The sequence below is a fragment of the Paenibacillus sp. CAU 1782 genome (genome assembly GCF_054551715.1).
Map to the genome: position 1 here is coordinate 1 of NZ_JBTOLL010000028.1, position 16,840 is coordinate 16,840.

Below are 16,840 nucleotides of genomic sequence, written 5' to 3' on the forward strand. Positions count from 1 at the left end.
TGGTCATGGGTTATCCCTGCCTCATCACTATAGGTTTTCTCCCATCATAAAGGCTTACCTCTTCGTTGAGTAGTCTTGTTTTTCATTTATCCATAACTTGGAACTCTTGTGGGGCAAGCTTAGTCATTAATGTCCACTAGAGCAGAGCGGCCAGCATAATAGAGTAGAGCAGCCGGCAGAAAATGGCAAAACGGCCCCGAACAAATCCAGCCGCTCTGTGCTTACACCAACTTTTTGCGAATGTAGCCGGATAGAAGGTCGATCAGTGTAATCATCACGATGATGCCCAGCAAAATAATGCCGACGCGAGGCCAATTGCGGGCGCTGAGCGCAAAGATCAACGGCGTGCCTATGCCGCCGGCGCCGATAACGCCCAGAATCGTCGCGGAGCGCACATTGATTTCGAAGCGGTACAGCGTATAGGACAGAAATCCGGGCATGACCTGCGGAAGCACGGCAAACCACATCTGCTGCAGCCGGGTAGCCCCGCAGGCCAGCAGCGCTTCCGACGGGCCGGGATCGATATTCTCTACCTCGTCAGCGTACAGCTTGCCCAACATGCCGATGGAATGAAGTCCCAACGCAAGCACCCCTGCGAAAGACCCTGGTCCTACAGCTTTGATAAACATCAACGCCATAATGATTTCCGGAAACGTGCGAATAAAGCTGAGCATCATTCTGCCCGATCCCGTCAACCATCTGAAGCGGCTCATATTACGCGACGCCCAGAATGCAAACGGGATACAGAGCACAGCCGAAATGACCGTGCCAAGCACTGATATCGCAAGCGTGTCGAGCAAACCGCGCAGCAAATCCTCACCCTCGGGCAAATAAACGAAATTCCAATCCGGCGAAAAAATACCGGCAACGATCGCCTTCGTCACCTGGCCGGCGGTTTCTTTGAAGCCGCCCATAGGCACGCCGGAAAGCGCCCAGATGTAGACAAGGGCCAGCGCAACCACAATAATCAGGCGGAACGGGCTTTTGCGCGGTTTGGGCCGGACAACTCCGGCTTCTGGTTTCATCATAGCAATTTCTCCCGCAGCTTGGTGCTGGCGTAATCAATCAACAGCACGATTACAAGCGTCATCAAAATAATGGCACTGGTCTTGTCGTATTCCAGAAATCCCAGCGTAGCTTCATAATAAAGGCCGATGCCGCCCGCCCCGACAAGGCCCAGAATGGCGGCAGCGCGCACATTGATTTCAAAGGCGTACAAAACAAACGACGTGAACTGCGCCGCGAGCTGAGGCACCACGCCAAATACAATGAGTTGAATCCGGTTCATGCCGACCGCGGTCATCGCCTCAAGCGGCCCTCGATCAATCGTTTCCAATGCTTCATACGTTAACTTCGCGATCAGGCCAAGCGAAAACACCCCTAGCGCAAAAATACCGGGAACCGGCCCCAATCCAAAAATCGCAACAAACATCGCAGCCAGCAGCAAATCCGGCAGCGTGCGGATCAGATTCAACAGAAACCTGGCGGGATGGTACACCCAGACATTGGGCGTCAGATTGCCCGCGCAAAATATAGCGACCGGAATAGCGCCTATCGCGCCTATCGTTGTGCCCAACAGAGCCATTCGGATGGTTTCCAGCATACCCGGCAGGATGTTGTCCATATAGCTCCAGCGAGGAGGAAACATCTCCCGAAGCAGTTCCAACATATTGGGAATTCCCTCAAACAGCTCGCCAAAGCTGGCTTCCGTCTGCTTTGCGCTGGCAACGAGCAGCAGCAGAATGATCGCGGCGGTCAACACATGCTTGGTGCGTTCCGGCGGCTTGGGTCGGGTCGAGACGGCAGCGCTCTGCGGAGCGCCCATTTGCGTCTTCATGCCGTAATCCCCTCCTGCCCAGTCGGCCCGTTTCCTTTGCCCAGCAGCTCGTCCTCCTGAATCGGACGACCGTAAATAGCGGCAAACCGTTCATCCGTTGCTTCCGATACCGGCCCGTCAAATACAACCTCTCCCGCCCGCAATCCGATAATTCTCGTCGCATATTCACGCGCCAGGTCGATAAAATGCAAATTGACGATCGTTGTAATGCCCAACTCCTGATTAATGCGCTTCAAGTCGTCCATGACCTGTTTAGTCGTTAACGGATCCAGCGAAGCGACAGGTTCGTCGGCAAGAATGATTTTGGCCTCCTGAGCCAAAACGCGGGCAATCGCCACGCGCTGCTGCTGTCCCCCGGACAGTTGATCCGCGCGGATATAGGCTTTATCCACGATGCCGACACGCTCCAGCGCGCCGAAGGCCAACTCCACGTCAGCCGCCGGAAACCGCCCCAGAATCGTGCGCAGCGTCGAATGATAGCCAACGCGTCCGGCAAGCACATTGCGAAGCACGGTGGAACGTTTGACAAGATTAAAGCTTTGAAAAATCATGCCGATATCCCGCCGAATCATACGCAACGATTTCCCGTAGGACCCTGTTATGGATTTGCCGTTAATAACGATGTCGCCTTCGCTAATATCGTGGAGCCGGTTGATCGAACGCAGCAAAGTCGACTTCCCCGCTCCCGACAACCCTACAACGGCTATGAATTCCCCCTGCTCGATTGTCAGGTTAATATTGTTTAATCCTTTGGTTCCGTTGGGATATTCCTTGGATACCTGGCGCAGCTCAATCATCACAACATGCCTTCTTTCTTGGAAATAGTTCCTTCTTTCCATCCAACGCGCAAAAGGCCGGAACAGCGCAAGAAACGCTGATCCGGCCTGTTCGCTGCTTACTACTCTGTTTTTACTTTTTCGTTATACTGGCGGACAATTTCGAAATTGCTGTCTTTGGACTCAACATAACCCTCGTGGGTGTAGATTTCTTTGATGATGGCATGCCCTTCCTCATTTTTGCCGATGTCGATGAAGGCTTGTTTGATTTTGTCTACCCATTCCGCGCTCATATCGGAGCGTACGGCGATCGTGTCGTTTGGAATCGGCTCAGTGAAAGCCAAGACGCGGGTTTCTTCAAATACAGTCGAATAATCCTTTGTTACGATATTGCGGGCATCCTGAAAAATCGCAGCAGCGTCCACATCGCCGTTCAGAACAGCCAATACGCCTTGGTCATGTCCTTTAACGGTGATTGGTTGAACATCCTTCAGCGGATCGATGCCGTTATCCAGCAGCAGTCCGGCAGGCCATACATAACCAGCAGAGGACGTTACGTTTTGGTAAGCGATTTTGGCGCCTTTCAAATCAGCAACGGATTGAATCGGCGAATCCTTTTTCACGATAAACAATGCTTTGTAAAAGTCCACCAGATCTTCGGTAGGAGCGCCCGTCACATCGTCGACTCCGAAGCGCTGCGCCTGCAGAATTACTTCAGCCGCGCCCTTTTCTTTAGCAAGCACGTATGCGGTTGGCGGCAGGAAACCTACATCCACCTTTTTGGAAGCCATAGCTTCAATAATCGTGTTGTAATCGGTCGAAACGCTAACTTTAACCGGGATGCCAAGTCTTTCGTTCAGCAGCTTTTCCAGCGGCTTCGCTTTAGCTTCCAGCGTTTCGGCATTTTGGGAAGGTACGAACTGCACGGTTAATTCAGTCGGAGCATAACCTTCGGGAGCAGCCTCCGATTGCGCAGGTGTCGATGTACCGGCACCGGGGCTGGGCGAACCCCCATTGGCGCCATTGCTTGAGGATTTGTTGCCGGCTCCGCAAGCCGAGAGCAGCAAAACCAGGAACAAAACAGAGATCAATAAAGCAGACTTCTTCAAGTGAACACCCTCCAAAACGATTCTTGTATTTTTGTGCACTTGTCCACTATAAGCAAGAAATATTTGGGAAACGTCAAATCCATTTCGTATATTTGTAAAATTTGAGGAAGGGCTGTAAAGAGCTGCGGCATCTGCTAGAATAGCCTCATTACTATCGCGCTCGGCCTAAAAAGCGAGCCATACAGGGAGTGAACGCTGTGCCAATTAACCCATCCAACACCATAACAGCCGTCTGCGACATCATGATGACCAGCGACATTCACGGAGCAATTCGCCCCGTCGATTACAATACAAACGCCCCCCGCCGTGAGGGCCTTGCCATGTTGGCATCGCTCGTTGCTTCCGAGCGGGAAAAGTCTCCCGAGCTCCTGCTTATCGACAACGGCGATCTTTTGCAAGGTTCCCCTCTGGCATCCTACGCGGCTGCCTTTACCGGACAAGAGGATATTCATCCCTTTATCAACGTCTTGAATGAACTTCGCTACGATGCGGCGGTCATCGGCAATCACGAATTCAACTACGGCCTGCCTTTGCTGCGCAAAGCCGTACAGGATTCTCGCTTTCCATGGCTGTCTGCCAACATCGTTGCTTTGGAGGGGCAAACGCCTGTTAGCGAGAATCCCCCTACAGCAGGGCTGGTCCCCGCTTTTGGACCGCCCTATATGATCAAGACGTTATCCTCCGGCGTTAAGGTAGCCCTGCTCGGCGTCACGACCCATTACATTCCAAACTGGGAGCAGCCCGCTCATATCCATGGGCTGGCGTTTCTGGATACGCTGGAAACGGTGCGCCGCTGGGTTTCCCACATTCACGAGCATGAGCAGCCGGATGTGCTGGCGGTCAGCTACCATGGCGGATTTGAGCGCGATCCCGAAAGCGGCGAGCCAACCGAACGATTGACAGGCGAAAACCAAGGTTATGCCATATGCATGGAAGTTGAAGGGATCGACGTGCTGTTGACCGGACATCAACACCGCCGCTTAACAGGCGAGATCAACGGAGTAACCATTGTCCAACCCGGCGTCTCGGGAGCGGCGTGCGGAAGGATTGCTATTGAACTGGAGAAGCGCGAAGGCGAAAGATGGCGCATTATGAAGAAGGAAGCCCGGCTTTTGGAAGCCGACTCTGAAGGGAATAGTCCGGATCGTGCCGTTATGGAGCTGACGGAGACGACTGAAGCAGCGGCTCAGGCCTGGCTGGACCAGCCCATCGGCGTTTTAGATGGTAATTTGTCGGTTGACGATCCTTTTTTGCTTCGCCTTAGGGAGCATCCCTTTATGTCGTTTGTCCATCAGGTGCAGATGGAGGCTACGGGAGCTGAATTATCAAGCGCGGCATTTCTGAGCGAACAAGGCGGCGGGTTTTCGGGAAGCATCACCGTCCGGGATATTTCATCCAACTTTATCTACCCCAACACGTTGACTGTGCTTAGGCTGAGCGGAAGGGATATCAAGGAGGCCTTGGAGCAAAGCGCTCGTTATTTTGCGATGAATGATACGGGGGAGATCGGGGTTAATCCGGACTATCTGCGGCCCAAGCCGCAGCATTACAATTACGATATGTGGGCCGGTATTCATTACGAATTGAACATAGCAAAACCTCCGGGCTCGCGGGTGGCAAAGCTGGAGCGCAGCGGGCAGCCGCTGGAGATGGACGGCGAATATTCCGTCGTCATGAATAACTACCGGGCTTCCGGCGGAGGGGATTATGCCATGTATGTCGGCAAGCCGGTTCTCTATGAAGGCGCGGACGATATGGCCGCTCTGGTTGAAAGATACATCCGCAATCACCAGCCGCTCTCCGTTCCGAAGACGGGGAATTGGAGAGTGACAGCCCCGCGGGATTGACCATATTCCGTAGTAGGGAAAACAAGTCGAATCCCGCTGCAAGCGTTAAAGCTTGTTACCGATGCAGCCGAAAAAAGGACAGCTGGCAGACGAATCCGAGAGGCAGAGCCGTTTGCTTTGCCTCAAATCAAACGTACGATCTGGATAACATTGTCGCCTTGCGTTACCTCAATTACATGATGCTTGTTATTGTAGGAGACGGCTCCTTGCCCCACCTCGATTACCGGATGTTCGCCCAGCCCGAAGAACACATCATCCGCCAGAGCTTCCATCACTTCGCTTCTTTCTTCCTCGCCCAGTGCATCCCATTCTTCCTTTTCCATTTCGAAAAATGTATAATTTTCACCAATTTTACCCACAGCAGCGGTCAATTCCGTTAAAATTTCGCTATATTCTCTGGCATGGCGCACTCCCATTTTGTTCACAACTCCTTAAATTTACGGAACGGATTCCGTTTACTCTAATCTCAGAATACCCTTTTGACGATATAAATAGAAGTGGACAAACGCAAATGCCTGTCGCTCTTCTTTGGCGGCGCAGAAAATGCAGAATACATACTGGACGGGGTGTAAGATGAAGAACTCAACAATTATTGGACTCGTGTTAGGGATTATCGGAATATTCGGCGGAATGGTGGTAAAAGGCGCAAGTCTGTCATCACTATTAAATCCCGCCGCTTACTTGATCATTATCTTGGGTACAGTAGCTGCTGTTATGATTGCTTTTCCAATGTCCGAGCTTAAAAAAGTCGGAGCATTGTTCAAAATCATTTTTAACGCACCTCAGCTGCCTGAACGCGAACAACTCATCGCACGTTTTATGGATTGGGCATCCATTACTCGCCGCGAAGGCTTGCTGGCTCTGGAAGCAAAGGTTGATGAAATCGAAGATGACTTTCTCCGCAACGGCATGCGCATGATTATTGACGGAAATGACCAGGATCTGGTGCGTGATGTATTGCTTGAAGATATTGCCGCTACAGAGGACCGCCATAAGGCCGGCGCCTTGATTTTTACGCAAGCCGGCACCTATGCCCCTACACTCGGGGTTCTCGGCGCGGTGGTTGGACTAATCGCTGCCTTGGCAGATATGAGCGATATGGAAAAACTGGCTCATGCTATCGCGGGTGCGTTTATTGCAACATTGCTGGGTATTTTTACAGGATATGTATTGTGGCATCCCTTTGCCAACAAACTCAAACGTATTTCCAAGCAGGAAATTCAGATCAAGCTTATGATGCTGGAAGGCCTTTTGTCGATTCAATCCGGCGTTTCCACCATTGCAATTAGCCAGAAGCTGTCTGTCTTCCTGACCCCTACGGAGCGGAAACAAATGAGGGATAAGGAGGAAGGGGCCGTTGAGCAAAAAGCACAAGCATGATGACCACGAAGAACATGTAGACGAATCCTGGCTTATTCCTTACGCGGACTTACTAACCCTGTTGCTTGCCCTTTTTATCGTGCTTTATGCCACAAACTCCGTCGATATCAAGAAGTTTGAGCAGATGTCGCAAGCTTTCAAAATCGCATTAAACGACGGTGGCGGCATTATGAATATGCCTTCCATCACCCAGGATGGCGATAGTGCCGACAAGAAGAAAAAAGAGGAAGAGGAAAACAAGGATAGCCAGAACCAGGAGCAAGAAGAGCAGCAAAACCAGGAGAACCAGAAAAATCAGGAAGATCAAATGTCCGAAAGCGAGCTTCAGGAGCTGATCAAGCGAGAGGAAGCGGAGTTTGAGGATTTAAAGAAAAAAATCGATGCGTATATTGAGAAAAACGGCTTGGTCAGCGATTTGGAAACTCATCTGAATTTATCGCAGCTGGTTATTACGATCAGCGACAATGCGCTGTTTGCTCCGGCACAGGCCAACTTAAAGCCTGAAGCAAGAGAACTGGCCGTTGCGATAGCCATGATGCTTGAGGAATATCCCGACTATGATGTTGTGGTTGCCGGACATACCGACGATACGCCAATCAACAACAGCCAGTTCCGTTCCAACTGGGATCTGAGCTCCATACGGGCCGTCCGATTCCTTGACGTTATGCTGGAGAACGAAAATATTGATCCAAAACGCGTCAGCGCGACCGGCTATGGCGAAAATCATCCTGTAGCGGAAAATGATACCGTCGAGAACAAGGCAAAAAACCGCCGCGTTGAGGTTTCCATTCTCCATACGTATATCGATACCCGAAATGTGCAAACCTTAAAAGCTTCGCAATAGGCTGCGCATAAACCGGAATTATTGAAAATAAGCGATAGAGCCGCCGGCAGCTTCTCCTGGAGAGAAATTGCCGGCGGCTCTTGTTTTCCTGCATACCCGTTATGTTTGTTAGCGACGGCAGTTTACAGCGCCCGTTAACCGTAATGGCCGGTTATCTCGGGTTGTAGTCGAGCATGTTGAACAGCTCCAAACGCTCGTCTTCCGTCAAATCCCGCCATTTTCCGCGCGGCAGGTCGCCAAGCATGATGTTCATGATGCGAATCCGCTTCAGCTGACGGACATGGTAGCCAAACGCCTCGCACATTCTGCGAATTTGGCGGTTTTTCCCTTCAGTCAACACAATACGGAACATTCGCTCCCCGATCCGCGTCACCTTGCAAGGAAGGGTCATGCTGCCCAGGATACGAACTCCGTTCCCCATGCCCCGCAGGAATGAATCCGTCACCGGCCTGTCCACCGTTACGATATATTCTTTTTCGTGTTTGCCTTCGGAGCGCAGGATCGGATTAACCACATCGCCGTCATTCGTCAGCAAAATAAGCCCTTCCGAATCCTTATCCAGCCTGCCAATCGGAAAAATACGCTCCTTGTGGCCGACAAAATCAACGATGTTTCCTTTAATATGGAGCTCGGTTGTGCTGGTTATGCCAACCGGCTTGTTAAGCGCGATATAAACCGTGCGCTTGCGCTCTCCGATGCGCCGGCCATTGACCCTCACATCATCGCCAGGTTCAGCCTGGCTGCCCAATTCGGCCACAATCCCGTTAATGGTCACTTTGCGGCTTTCAACCAGTTTGTCCGCTTCCCGTCTTGAGCAAAAGCCCGTTTCACTAATGAATTTATTAATTCTCACAGCTGCTTCACCCCGTTCATGCGTATCCTACACCAGGAACGGATTTTGTGCAACAATGATGTATATATGTTAAAAAAGAGCTTCAGCGGTGTGGGCCGGCGTGTGAGAAGTTCTTCCGATCGCAGTTGTTCCCAGATTTGCCTGAATAAATTGTTCAAATGGTGAAATCCGGGAACACAAGCGAACGCTTGAAACGTTCTAGAAGAACGTTGCTTCGTAAGCATATGCTTTTCTCCTGAACCCCTCACACTCTGGCCTAACGCTGCTTTTTTTAAAAATACATGTACTGCTGCCCAAAAAGGACGGCTCATGCCAAAACTACTTTTCCAGCAATGCAACTACTTCTCTACCCTGCCGCGGCATCCTTTAAGACGGGTAAGGTCACTTTGACGGAAGTGCCGATGTTGACCTGGCTTTGAATATCCATCGTGCCCTGGTGGCTGTTGATAATTCGTTGGCTGACCATAATGCCGAGGCCGGTCCCTGATTCCTTGGCCGTAAAAAAAGGATCGCCGATTTTGGATATCATGTCTTCCGGAATGCCGATTCCTTCATCGGTAATGCTGATGGCTACGCTGCCGCCTTTCCGTTGAACGGAAATATGGACAACTCCGCCGCCCGGCATCGCCTCGATCGCGTTTTTGAGCAAATTAATAAAGACCTGCTTGAGCTGATTTTCTTCGCAGGAGATAGCGCAATTCTCCTCCGTGAACACTTGGCGGAATACAATATTGTGCAGATGGGCCTCGCTGTCCAGAAAAACCAGTACATCCTGCAGCACATCCCTGACATCCTTCGCTACAAACTTTGTTGCTTGGGGCTTGGCCAAAATCAGAAACTCTCCCACGATCAAATTGATCCGATCAAGCTCCGACAGCATCAGCTTTACATGCGATTGATTGAGATTTCCGCTCTGCTGCTGCAATTGCAGGAACCCCCGCAGCGTTGTGAGCGGATTGCGGATTTCATGCGCTACGCCTGCGGCCAGCTGCCCAACCGTGGTCAGCTTCTCCGAACGGCGAAGCAGCTCTTCCATCCGGTTGCGCGATCGCATGTCCCGGCATATGCTTGCAAATCCCGTAATTCTGCCGTCGGTTTCCCGTATAGGAGACAACGTGACGCTGACGGGGATCATTTCTCCTCCCAGGGTCACGCGCATCGTTTCGTGGGCAGGCAGCTTTTTTCCTTTTTTCAGCTGCTCCAGCATATGGCGAATTTCCTTAATGTTCGACTCCGGTATGGTCGGGTGAACAGTGCCCAGCACAACCGATTCCTCGTAACCGAACAGCTGCTCAAACGCCCGGTTGACTTGAATCACCTTCCCGTCGACGTCCATCAGATGAATCGCATCGTTGGAGTTGTTAATAAAGGATTCCAGGTACTCCTTCATATTGCGATTTTCCTCAAAAGCACGCCGAAGCTTATTCATATAAATGCTCAAATTTTGAGACATGGCGTTTATTTTGAGCGCGAGCAGTCCGAATTCATCCTTTCCCCGAATCTGAATCGGCTTCTGGAAGCGTACGGACGATACTTCATTCACCTTCCATAAGATATCCTTTAGCGGACGCATCATGACGCCGACCAGCCAATACACCAGAACGATGGCGGCGACCATAAAAAAAGCGGAATACAGCAAGGTGTAATCACGCTTGACCGCTACGATGGATTCGATGATGGACTGTTCATACAAAATGATGATGTCGTACGGAGCTCCCTCTTCCGGCTCATAACGGGTCAGATAAAGCCGGATGTCCCCATCTGCCGCTTCCATTAAGTCAAAATCTTGACCTGCATCAGCTTGCGGAACCGCGCCATCGTTGATAGCATTTAGATAGCGGCTTTCGCTTCCGTACCGCAGTTGTCCCGTCTGCCGGTCGTATACCGAAACTCCAACAATGGCGGGGTGTAACTTCTGAAGAACGGCGATCATTTTTTCGGGATGGTCGGGGCCCTCGGGTTGGCCGGCTGCTCCCGGCTTTTCATACTCCGCAATATTTTCCGTTAACTGCACGGAGATGCTCTTCATGGATTCAAGCAGTATATTTCTAACTCCCTGAACCATGGAGTATTCACTTAGAAGGTGATAGAGCACCAGCACGGAAACCAGCATGAGGGTAATGACGATGGACAGTTTCGACTTTATCGACAATGAACGACACATCCTTTTGCGAAGATGAATCAATAGTTGCATATCTCAAATCCTATACACAGTCTATCAACATCATCAACAGAGGTTATGCACATCAGTGGACTTAATGTGGATAAACATGTGGATAAGTCAATAGTTATCCACAATTTTGTCCACTACCTGTTAACATCGGAACCTTTGTTCGTTGTACAAACCTTTGATTATGAAGTGAATGGAGCCTAGAAGTCATGAGAAGAGAACAAGAAGATCAGGATTGGATGCTGGAAGCAATAGCGGAAGCGCACAAGGCCGAAGCCATCGGTGAAGTGCCAATCGGAGCCGTCATCGTCCGTGACGGGCAAATTATCGGCAGAGGCCATAATCTGCGCGAGACGACCCACGATCCAACAGCCCATGCGGAAATGGTTGCCATCCGGCAAGCTTGCGAAGCCATCGGAGCCTGGCGTCTTCTGGATTGCACCCTGTATGTCACGCTGGAGCCTTGTCCCATGTGTGCGGGCGCCATCGTGCAATCGCGCGTCAAGCGGGTGGTGTACGGAACGACAGATCCCAAGGCCGGCTGCGCCGGGACGCTTATGAACCTGCTGCAAGAGCCCCGTTTCAACCACGAAACGGAGCTCACAAGCGACGTCCTGCAGTCTCAGTGCGCGATGCTGCTCACTCAATTTTTCCGACGGCTGAGGAATCGATAATCTATTCTATTGTTTACTCTCTGTTTTGCTTGGCAATTGGATTTCGCTGCGTTGGATATGCTGCAGGGCAACAATCAACTGGTCAGCCTCCTCACTGATAGCGAGCACGGCAGGGTCCGTCAAACTGCCTCTCGCCTCGGCGATTTCATGAAGCTTTAGCCTAAGCGATTGCAGCTGAGCAAGTAAGTAATTTTTATCCATGTTCGCTAAAAGGCACGCTCCTTATCTCGTCGTGGTGTGGAATAGTACCATTATACTCTTTGCGCCAAAAAGTTTTTGTAAAAATCTGTCGACAACCTCCACCAAATTTCAGGCAATTTTCGACAAATTAAGGATATTGTCGATTTTTCTAGGACTATTGTCCCGAATGACTCTTTGTCCTTCGCCAAGTGTGACGGCGCACAATTGTAATATAAGAAGCGATGAAGTAAAATGACTTCAAGACGCTGTACGGGGCGGAATCATCCCTACATGAAGCCTCCGGCCCGATACGGGCCTTGAAAAAAGACAGAACATATAGATGAAGGCTTCCGGCAACGGGCCTTCGATCTCATTAACTATAGAATAAACATGAAGGGGCTGATGGCATGCTGCTGAGTTCCTTATTAAAGGATCTTTCCTATACGCTGCTCGCGGGCAATGTCGACGTTCCGATTACCGGCATCGCGTTCGACTCCCGCGAAGTTGAGCCGGGGGGCTTGTTTATTGCCATTGCCGGCTTTACGGTTGACGGACATGATTATATCGCCAAAGCCATCGAGCTTGGAGCTGCGGCTATACTGGTTGAACGCGATGTAGCGGCAGAAGGTTCCGCTACCGTGTTGAAGGTCGGGGACACGCGCGTAGCGATGGCCCATCTCGCGGCTGCTTTCTACGGCAATCCAGCGGATCAGCTTCAGGTGATAGGCGTAACCGGCACAAACGGAAAAACGTCCTCCGCCTATTTTATTAAATCCATTCTGGAGGAGTCCGGGGAAACGGTTGGCGTCATCGGCACCATCGGAGCTTTGGCCGGAGGACGGGCGCTGGCGACTCGTTCCACCACGCCAACGACCCCGGAATCGCTGCATCTTCAGCATATGTTTTGTGATATGACGGAGTCGGGGGTTACCTCCTGCGTGATGGAAGTATCATCGCATGCTCTCAGCCTGCACCGCGCGGCGGCCACCAATTTCCGCATCGGCGTTTTTACCAACCTGACGCCCGACCATCTGGAGCTCCACCGGACGATGGAGGAATATTTCGAGGCCAAAGCCATGTTGTTCGACATGACCACCGAAGCCAACATCATCAACCTGGATGACGAATACGGCGTAAAGCTGGCGGACCGTCTGAAGGACAGGGAAACCAGACTTGTCACATACGGTATTGAGTCAACGGCGGATGTTTACGCCACGGATATCCGGCAGGAAGCCGACCATACGTTTTATATCGCCCATACGCCTGACGGGAGCATCGACATTCAGGTAAAGCTGCCAGGACTCATTTATGTCTACAACAGCCTTGCTGCTGTAGCCTGCGCTTATGCGGCAGGCATTCAGCCCCGTCATATCGCCGGGGGCATCCGTGCCGTCTCCAGCATTAAAGGAAGGCTTGAGGTCGTTTACCAGGATGATGACCGCAAGGTCGTTGTCGATTTTGCGCATACCGAGGACGGCCTGGAAAAAGCGCTGACGACCTTAAAGCCGTTTACGAAAGGCCGGCTGATTCTGGTATTCGGCGTTTACGCCGCTCCCGGAGAGCAAGGCAGTCCCAAACGGAGCGCGATGGGCAAGGTAGCGGCGCAATACGCCGACCTCAGCATCGTCACCTCCGATAATCCGAAAAATCAGGACCCCGACGCCATCATTGCGGAGGTATCTGCAGCCGTTGCCGCCGAAGGCGGGCAATATATCGGCATCGTGGACCGCAAGGAAGCCATTCGCCACGCGATCGACATCAGCCGCAAGGACGATGTCATTCTGATTGCCGGCAAAGGACACGAAACAACCCAGGTCATCGGGAAAACCGAAATTCCGTTTAATGAAGCGGAAATTGTGCAGGAGTGGATTAGCGGCAAGGCTTGATGCGCGCGGCTGCAGTGTTTTGGGCGGCGGCAATCGCCGCGTGGGCAGCACGGTGCTGCTCCCCGTGTTGACGGGAAGGCAGCATCGTCGCTTCCACCTGTGATTGACGAGAAGGCAGCGTCGCTGCTCACGACTGTTGTTGACGGGAATGCAACGTTATTGCTCCCACCTGCGGTGGCGCCCCAACACTGTGCTTGCGCTCGTGATATTGTCGGCATGGCGGCAATTCATGCGCCGCCTCTCCGGCTTTTAAATCTAAGCAAAGGAATGGCAACTTCATTATGTGTGGATTTACTGGATTTGCAGACAGCCGCCTTGAGGCGGACAAGCATGCCATCATTCAAGACATGATGGATACCATCGTGCATCGCGGCCCCGATAGCGGGGGCGTATATTCCGATGAATCGGTAACGCTAGGTTTTCGGCGTCTCCAGATCATCGACTTATCCCCGGAAGGCAGCCAGCCCATGTACAATGAGGACCAGAGCTGCATTCTTATTTTTAACGGAGAAATCTATAATTATCAAAGCTTGAGGCAAGATCTTCTGGACAAAGGCCATCAGTTCACCAGCCATACTGACAGCGAGGTTATCCTTCACGGCTACGAGGAATACGGCACGGATATTCTGAAGAAGCTGCGCGGCATGTTTGCCTTTGTCATCTGGGACCGCAACAACGGCACGTTGTTCCTGGCCCGCGACCACTTCGGCATCAAACCGCTGTATTACAGCCGGCATACGACGGACGGAAGCCTGCTGTTCGGCTCCGAAATCAAGTCGTTTCTGAAGCAGCCTGCTTTCGTCAAGGAATTGAACAAGGACGCGCTGAAGCCATACCTGACCTTTCAATATTCCGTGCTGGACGAAACGTTTTTTAAAGGCGTATACAAGCTGCGCCCGGGCCATTATATGCTTTATAAGGATGGACAGCTGGAAACGCGCCAATACTGGGACGTTACATTTGACGCCAAGGACGGAACTCTCAAGGATTACGTCGAAAAAATCAAAGCTACGATGACGGAATCCGTCGACTATCACCAAATCAGCGATGTTAAAGTCGGCTCTTTCTTATCGGGCGGCATTGATTCCAGCTATATTACGGCCCTGCTGAAGCCGAACAAAACCTTTTCGGTTGGTTTCAAGGACCATGAAGGCATGTTTAACGAAACCCATCTTGCCGAGGAACTGTCGGATATTCTCGGCATTGAAAATCACCGCAAGATGATCAGCGCCGAAGAATGCTTCGAGAAGCTGCCGACCATTCAATATCATATGGATGAGCCGCAGTCCAATCCCTCCTCCGTCCCGCTCTATTTTCTTGCGGAATTGGCGAGCAAGCATGTTACGGTCGTGCTCTCCGGCGAAGGAGCCGATGAAATATTCGGCGGATACGCTTGGTACGAATCTACTCCGGCAATGAAGAAATATTCCCGCCTGCCCTTCGGCCTGCGCCGAGCAGCTTCCGGATTTGCCAAAGGCCTGCCGCGCAACCGAATTACCGCGTTTGTGGTGAAAGGCGGCCAAACCGTCGAGGAGCGTTTTATCGGACAAGCCAAAGTATTCGAGGAAGCCGATGCGCTAAGCGTGCTCAAAAACGATTACAGGGGCGGTCCCTCCGTCACCAGCATTACAGAGAAGGTTTACGCCAACATCCAGGGCAAGGACGATGTGACAAAAATGCAATACCTGGACATGAAGCTGTGGCTGCCGGGCGATATTCTGCTCAAAGCGGACAAGATGAGCCTGGCTCATTCCCTGGAGCTTCGTGTTCCTTTTCTGGACAAAGTGGTAATGGGGCTTGCCGGACAATTGCCGACACCGCTCCGCATTCATCCCGAAAATACGAAATACGCGCTTCGCACCGCCGCCAAAGAGGTGCTGCCGGAGGAGTGGGCTAACCGCGAAAAGGTTGGTTTTCCCGTGCCGATTCGCCACTGGCTGCGTGAAGAAAAATATTATGGCATCGTCAAAGAGCTGTTTCAGTCCGAAACCGCCGGCATCTTCTTCCACCGGGAAAAGCTTGTGACGTATCTGGAAAAGCATTATTCCGGAGAAGCCAACTATGCAAGATATATATGGACGGTTTATGTGTTCCTGATCTGGTACAAGAGGTTTTTTGAATGAAGAAAAGCAGAGGAAGACAGCGTGGAAGAATCGTTCAGCTCATCATTGCGCTGATGTTGATCGTGCTGACAGGCATCATCGTCATGCGTTTTTCGGACCAGGGCGGAGAGCGGCAATCCTCTGCTTCCCTGGCCGTAAACAGCAGTTCAACAGCTAGCGCCACTCCGGCCCCCACGCCGACGCCAAAGCCAAAACAAGGCAGCATTATCATTACCGTTACGGAAGAAGAAACCGGTTTGCCGGTGGTTGGCGCCGAAATCAGCGTAAAAGGAACCGGTTCAGCCGAAGCTAATGCGGAAACGCTGGCAACCGGCTCAGACGGTACGGCAAAATCCGGCCTGCTGGATTACGGCACCTCCTATACGGTTAGTCTGACCGGCGCTTCGAGCGCCTACAGCATCGACCAATACGAAACAACCGTCAGTATTGGCGCTCCAACTCAAACAACTGCGATAAGCCTTGGCTTGATGGAGCATGTCAAAGAGGTTGCCCGCGCCGAAGACGGAACGGTTTCCGTATCCAAGTCTTATATGGAAATTCCGGTCATTATGCAAAAGCCGGAGCTGCCTAACGGCTGCGAAATCACCTCCCTGACCGCCGTTCTGAATTTTTACGGCTATACGGCGGACAAGCTGGATATGGCGGATAATTATTTGCCCAAGGAAGGTTGGGTGCGCAAGGACGGCAAGCTTTACGGCCCTGATCCCAACAAGGCTTATGCCGGCGATCCACGAATGCAGCCGGGCGGTTTCTTCAGCTTTGCGCCGCCTATCGTCGATGCGGCCGAAGCTTATATCGCCGATAACGGGGGCAGTCATACGGTAACCGACATTACGGGAAGCACCCGTGAAGAAATCGTGGAAAAGCTGATGCAGGGCATTCCAGTAGTAGCTTGGACCACGCTGGATCTGTCGGCTCCAAAAATCGGCTATTTCTGGTATTTCAACGATACCGGCGAGCTGTACAATGCGCCAATCAATCTGCACGTTGTTGTTCTTAACGGCTACGACGTCGATACCAATACTCTTCATGTAATGAACCCGCTCGAAGGACAGGTATCTTATTCGGCGGACACTTTCTTCAAGAGCTATGAATTAATGGGCAGCCACGCCCTGATTGTGGAACCGTAGGCCCAGCCCGGCCTCGGAGGGGCAACTATTT

General features: G+C 51.7%; 15 protein-coding genes. 7 read left to right on the plus strand and 8 right to left on the minus strand.

The genetic code is table 11. The features are described from left to right. Window positions 1-221 precede the first annotated feature (221 nt). The 4 genes from phnE (ACX93W_RS26355) to ACX93W_RS26370 form a co-directional block, all read right to left on the minus strand. On the minus strand, window positions 222-1,028 hold the full coding sequence (phnE, locus tag ACX93W_RS26355; RefSeq protein WP_459395348.1) for a phosphonate ABC transporter, permease protein PhnE: 807 nt from the start codon (window positions 1,026-1,028) through the stop codon (window positions 222-224). After that, on the minus strand, window positions 1,025-1,837 hold the full coding sequence (gene phnE, locus ACX93W_RS26360; protein WP_459395349.1) for a phosphonate ABC transporter, permease protein PhnE: 813 nt from the start codon (window positions 1,835-1,837) through the stop codon (window positions 1,025-1,027). Before phnE (ACX93W_RS26360) ends, phnE (ACX93W_RS26355) begins: the two co-directional genes overlap by 4 nt. After that, a complete protein-coding gene (gene phnC, locus ACX93W_RS26365; RefSeq protein ID WP_459395350.1) occupies window positions 1,834-2,634 on the minus strand; it encodes a phosphonate ABC transporter ATP-binding protein in 801 nt (266 codons plus the stop codon). Before phnC ends, phnE (ACX93W_RS26360) begins: the two co-directional genes overlap by 4 nt. A gap of 101 nt (window positions 2,635-2,735) precedes the next feature. Next, on the minus strand, window positions 2,736-3,737 hold the full coding sequence (locus tag ACX93W_RS26370; protein WP_459395388.1) for a phosphate/phosphite/phosphonate ABC transporter substrate-binding protein: 1,002 nt from the start codon (window positions 3,735-3,737) through the stop codon (window positions 2,736-2,738). A gap of 182 nt (window positions 3,738-3,919) precedes the next feature. Between ACX93W_RS26370 and ACX93W_RS26375 the strand changes: the two genes are divergently transcribed. Beyond that, window positions 3,920-5,569, plus strand: coding sequence for a bifunctional metallophosphatase/5'-nucleotidase (locus ACX93W_RS26375; RefSeq protein ID WP_459395351.1), 1,650 nt, complete (start codon window positions 3,920-3,922; stop codon window positions 5,567-5,569). 122 nt (window positions 5,570-5,691) lie between these two features. On the opposite strand, the gene ACX93W_RS26380 is transcribed toward ACX93W_RS26375, so the two are convergent. Then, window positions 5,692-5,985 (minus strand): hypothetical protein, encoded by a 294-nt coding sequence (locus ACX93W_RS26380; protein ID WP_459395389.1) that lies wholly within the window; start codon window positions 5,983-5,985, stop codon window positions 5,692-5,694. A gap of 157 nt (window positions 5,986-6,142) precedes the next feature. Between ACX93W_RS26380 and motA the strand changes: the two genes are divergently transcribed. Further along, complete coding sequence (gene motA, locus ACX93W_RS26385) at window positions 6,143-6,949, plus strand: flagellar motor stator protein MotA (RefSeq protein WP_459395352.1); 807 nt, start codon at window positions 6,143-6,145, stop codon at window positions 6,947-6,949. Next, window positions 6,927-7,793 (plus strand): flagellar motor protein MotB, encoded by an 867-nt coding sequence (locus ACX93W_RS26390; protein ID WP_459395353.1) that lies wholly within the window; start codon window positions 6,927-6,929, stop codon window positions 7,791-7,793. Before motA ends, ACX93W_RS26390 begins: the two co-directional genes overlap by 23 nt. A gap of 151 nt (window positions 7,794-7,944) precedes the next feature. On the opposite strand, the gene rluF is transcribed toward ACX93W_RS26390, so the two are convergent. Together rluF and ACX93W_RS26400 are read right to left on the minus strand one after the other, a co-directional pair. Next, a complete protein-coding gene (gene rluF / locus ACX93W_RS26395) occupies window positions 7,945-8,646 on the minus strand; it encodes a 23S rRNA pseudouridine(2604) synthase RluF (protein ID WP_459395354.1) in 702 nt (233 codons plus the stop codon). Window positions 8,647-8,992: 346 nt separating this feature from the next. Beyond that, on the minus strand, window positions 8,993-10,798 hold the full coding sequence (locus tag ACX93W_RS26400) for an ATP-binding protein (RefSeq protein ID WP_459395355.1): 1,806 nt from the start codon (window positions 10,796-10,798) through the stop codon (window positions 8,993-8,995). A 227-nt stretch (window positions 10,799-11,025) separates the two neighbouring features. Here ACX93W_RS26400 and tadA point away from each other — a divergent pair, with 227 nt between their 5' ends. Further along, complete coding sequence (tadA, locus tag ACX93W_RS26405; protein WP_459395356.1) at window positions 11,026-11,490, plus strand: tRNA adenosine(34) deaminase TadA; 465 nt, start codon at window positions 11,026-11,028, stop codon at window positions 11,488-11,490. 6 nt (window positions 11,491-11,496) lie between these two features. Here the strand turns inward: tadA and ACX93W_RS26410 are convergent, their stop codons facing one another. Further along, on the minus strand, window positions 11,497-11,691 hold the full coding sequence (locus ACX93W_RS26410) for a Spo0E family sporulation regulatory protein-aspartic acid phosphatase (RefSeq protein ID WP_459395357.1): 195 nt from the start codon (window positions 11,689-11,691) through the stop codon (window positions 11,497-11,499). Window positions 11,692-12,077: 386 nt separating this feature from the next. Between ACX93W_RS26410 and ACX93W_RS26415 the strand changes: the two genes are divergently transcribed. The 3 genes from ACX93W_RS26415 (at window position 12,078) to ACX93W_RS26425 (ending at window position 16,809) form a co-directional block, all read left to right on the plus strand. After that, window positions 12,078-13,556 carry a UDP-N-acetylmuramoyl-L-alanyl-D-glutamate--2,6-diaminopimelate ligase gene (locus ACX93W_RS26415; protein WP_459395358.1) on the plus strand — a complete coding sequence of 493 codons (1,479 nt, stop codon included), beginning with the start codon at window positions 12,078-12,080 and terminating at the stop codon, window positions 13,554-13,556. A gap of 281 nt (window positions 13,557-13,837) precedes the next feature. Beyond that, entirely contained in the window at window positions 13,838-15,679 is a 1,842-nt protein-coding gene (gene asnB, locus ACX93W_RS26420; protein ID WP_459395359.1) for an asparagine synthase (glutamine-hydrolyzing), read from the plus strand. Then, window positions 15,676-16,809: a C39 family peptidase gene (locus ACX93W_RS26425; protein WP_459395360.1), complete on the plus strand. Its 1,134-nt coding sequence runs from the start codon at window positions 15,676-15,678 to the stop codon at window positions 16,807-16,809. Before asnB ends, ACX93W_RS26425 begins: the two co-directional genes overlap by 4 nt. The last annotated feature ends 31 nt before the right edge of the window (window positions 16,810-16,840 follow it).

What these genes read in the sequence shown, in the direction of transcription:
- phnE (WP_459395348.1), bottom strand. Translation starts at nt 1,028, where the DNA reads ATGATGAAACCAGAAGCCGGAGTTGTCCGGCCCAAACCGCGCAAAAGC.
- phnE (WP_459395349.1), bottom strand. Translation starts at nt 1,837, where the DNA reads ATGAAGACGCAAATGGGCGCTCCGCAGAGCGCTGCCGTCTCGACCCGA.
- phnC (WP_459395350.1), bottom strand. Translation starts at nt 2,634, where the DNA reads ATGATTGAGCTGCGCCAGGTATCCAAGGAATATCCCAACGGAACCAAA.
- ACX93W_RS26380 (WP_459395389.1), bottom strand. Translation starts at nt 5,985, where the DNA reads ATGGGAGTGCGCCATGCCAGAGAATATAGCGAAATTTTAACGGAATTG.
- motA (WP_459395352.1), top strand. Translation starts at nt 6,143, where the DNA reads ATGAAGAACTCAACAATTATTGGACTCGTGTTAGGGATTATCGGAATA.
- tadA (WP_459395356.1), top strand. Translation starts at nt 11,026, where the DNA reads ATGAGAAGAGAACAAGAAGATCAGGATTGGATGCTGGAAGCAATAGCG.
- ACX93W_RS26410 (WP_459395357.1), bottom strand. Translation starts at nt 11,691, where the DNA reads ATGGATAAAAATTACTTACTTGCTCAGCTGCAATCGCTTAGGCTAAAG.
- ACX93W_RS26415 (WP_459395358.1), top strand. Translation starts at nt 12,078, where the DNA reads ATGCTGCTGAGTTCCTTATTAAAGGATCTTTCCTATACGCTGCTCGCG.
- asnB (WP_459395359.1), top strand. Translation starts at nt 13,838, where the DNA reads ATGTGTGGATTTACTGGATTTGCAGACAGCCGCCTTGAGGCGGACAAG.
- ACX93W_RS26425 (WP_459395360.1), top strand. Translation starts at nt 15,676, where the DNA reads ATGAAGAAAAGCAGAGGAAGACAGCGTGGAAGAATCGTTCAGCTCATC.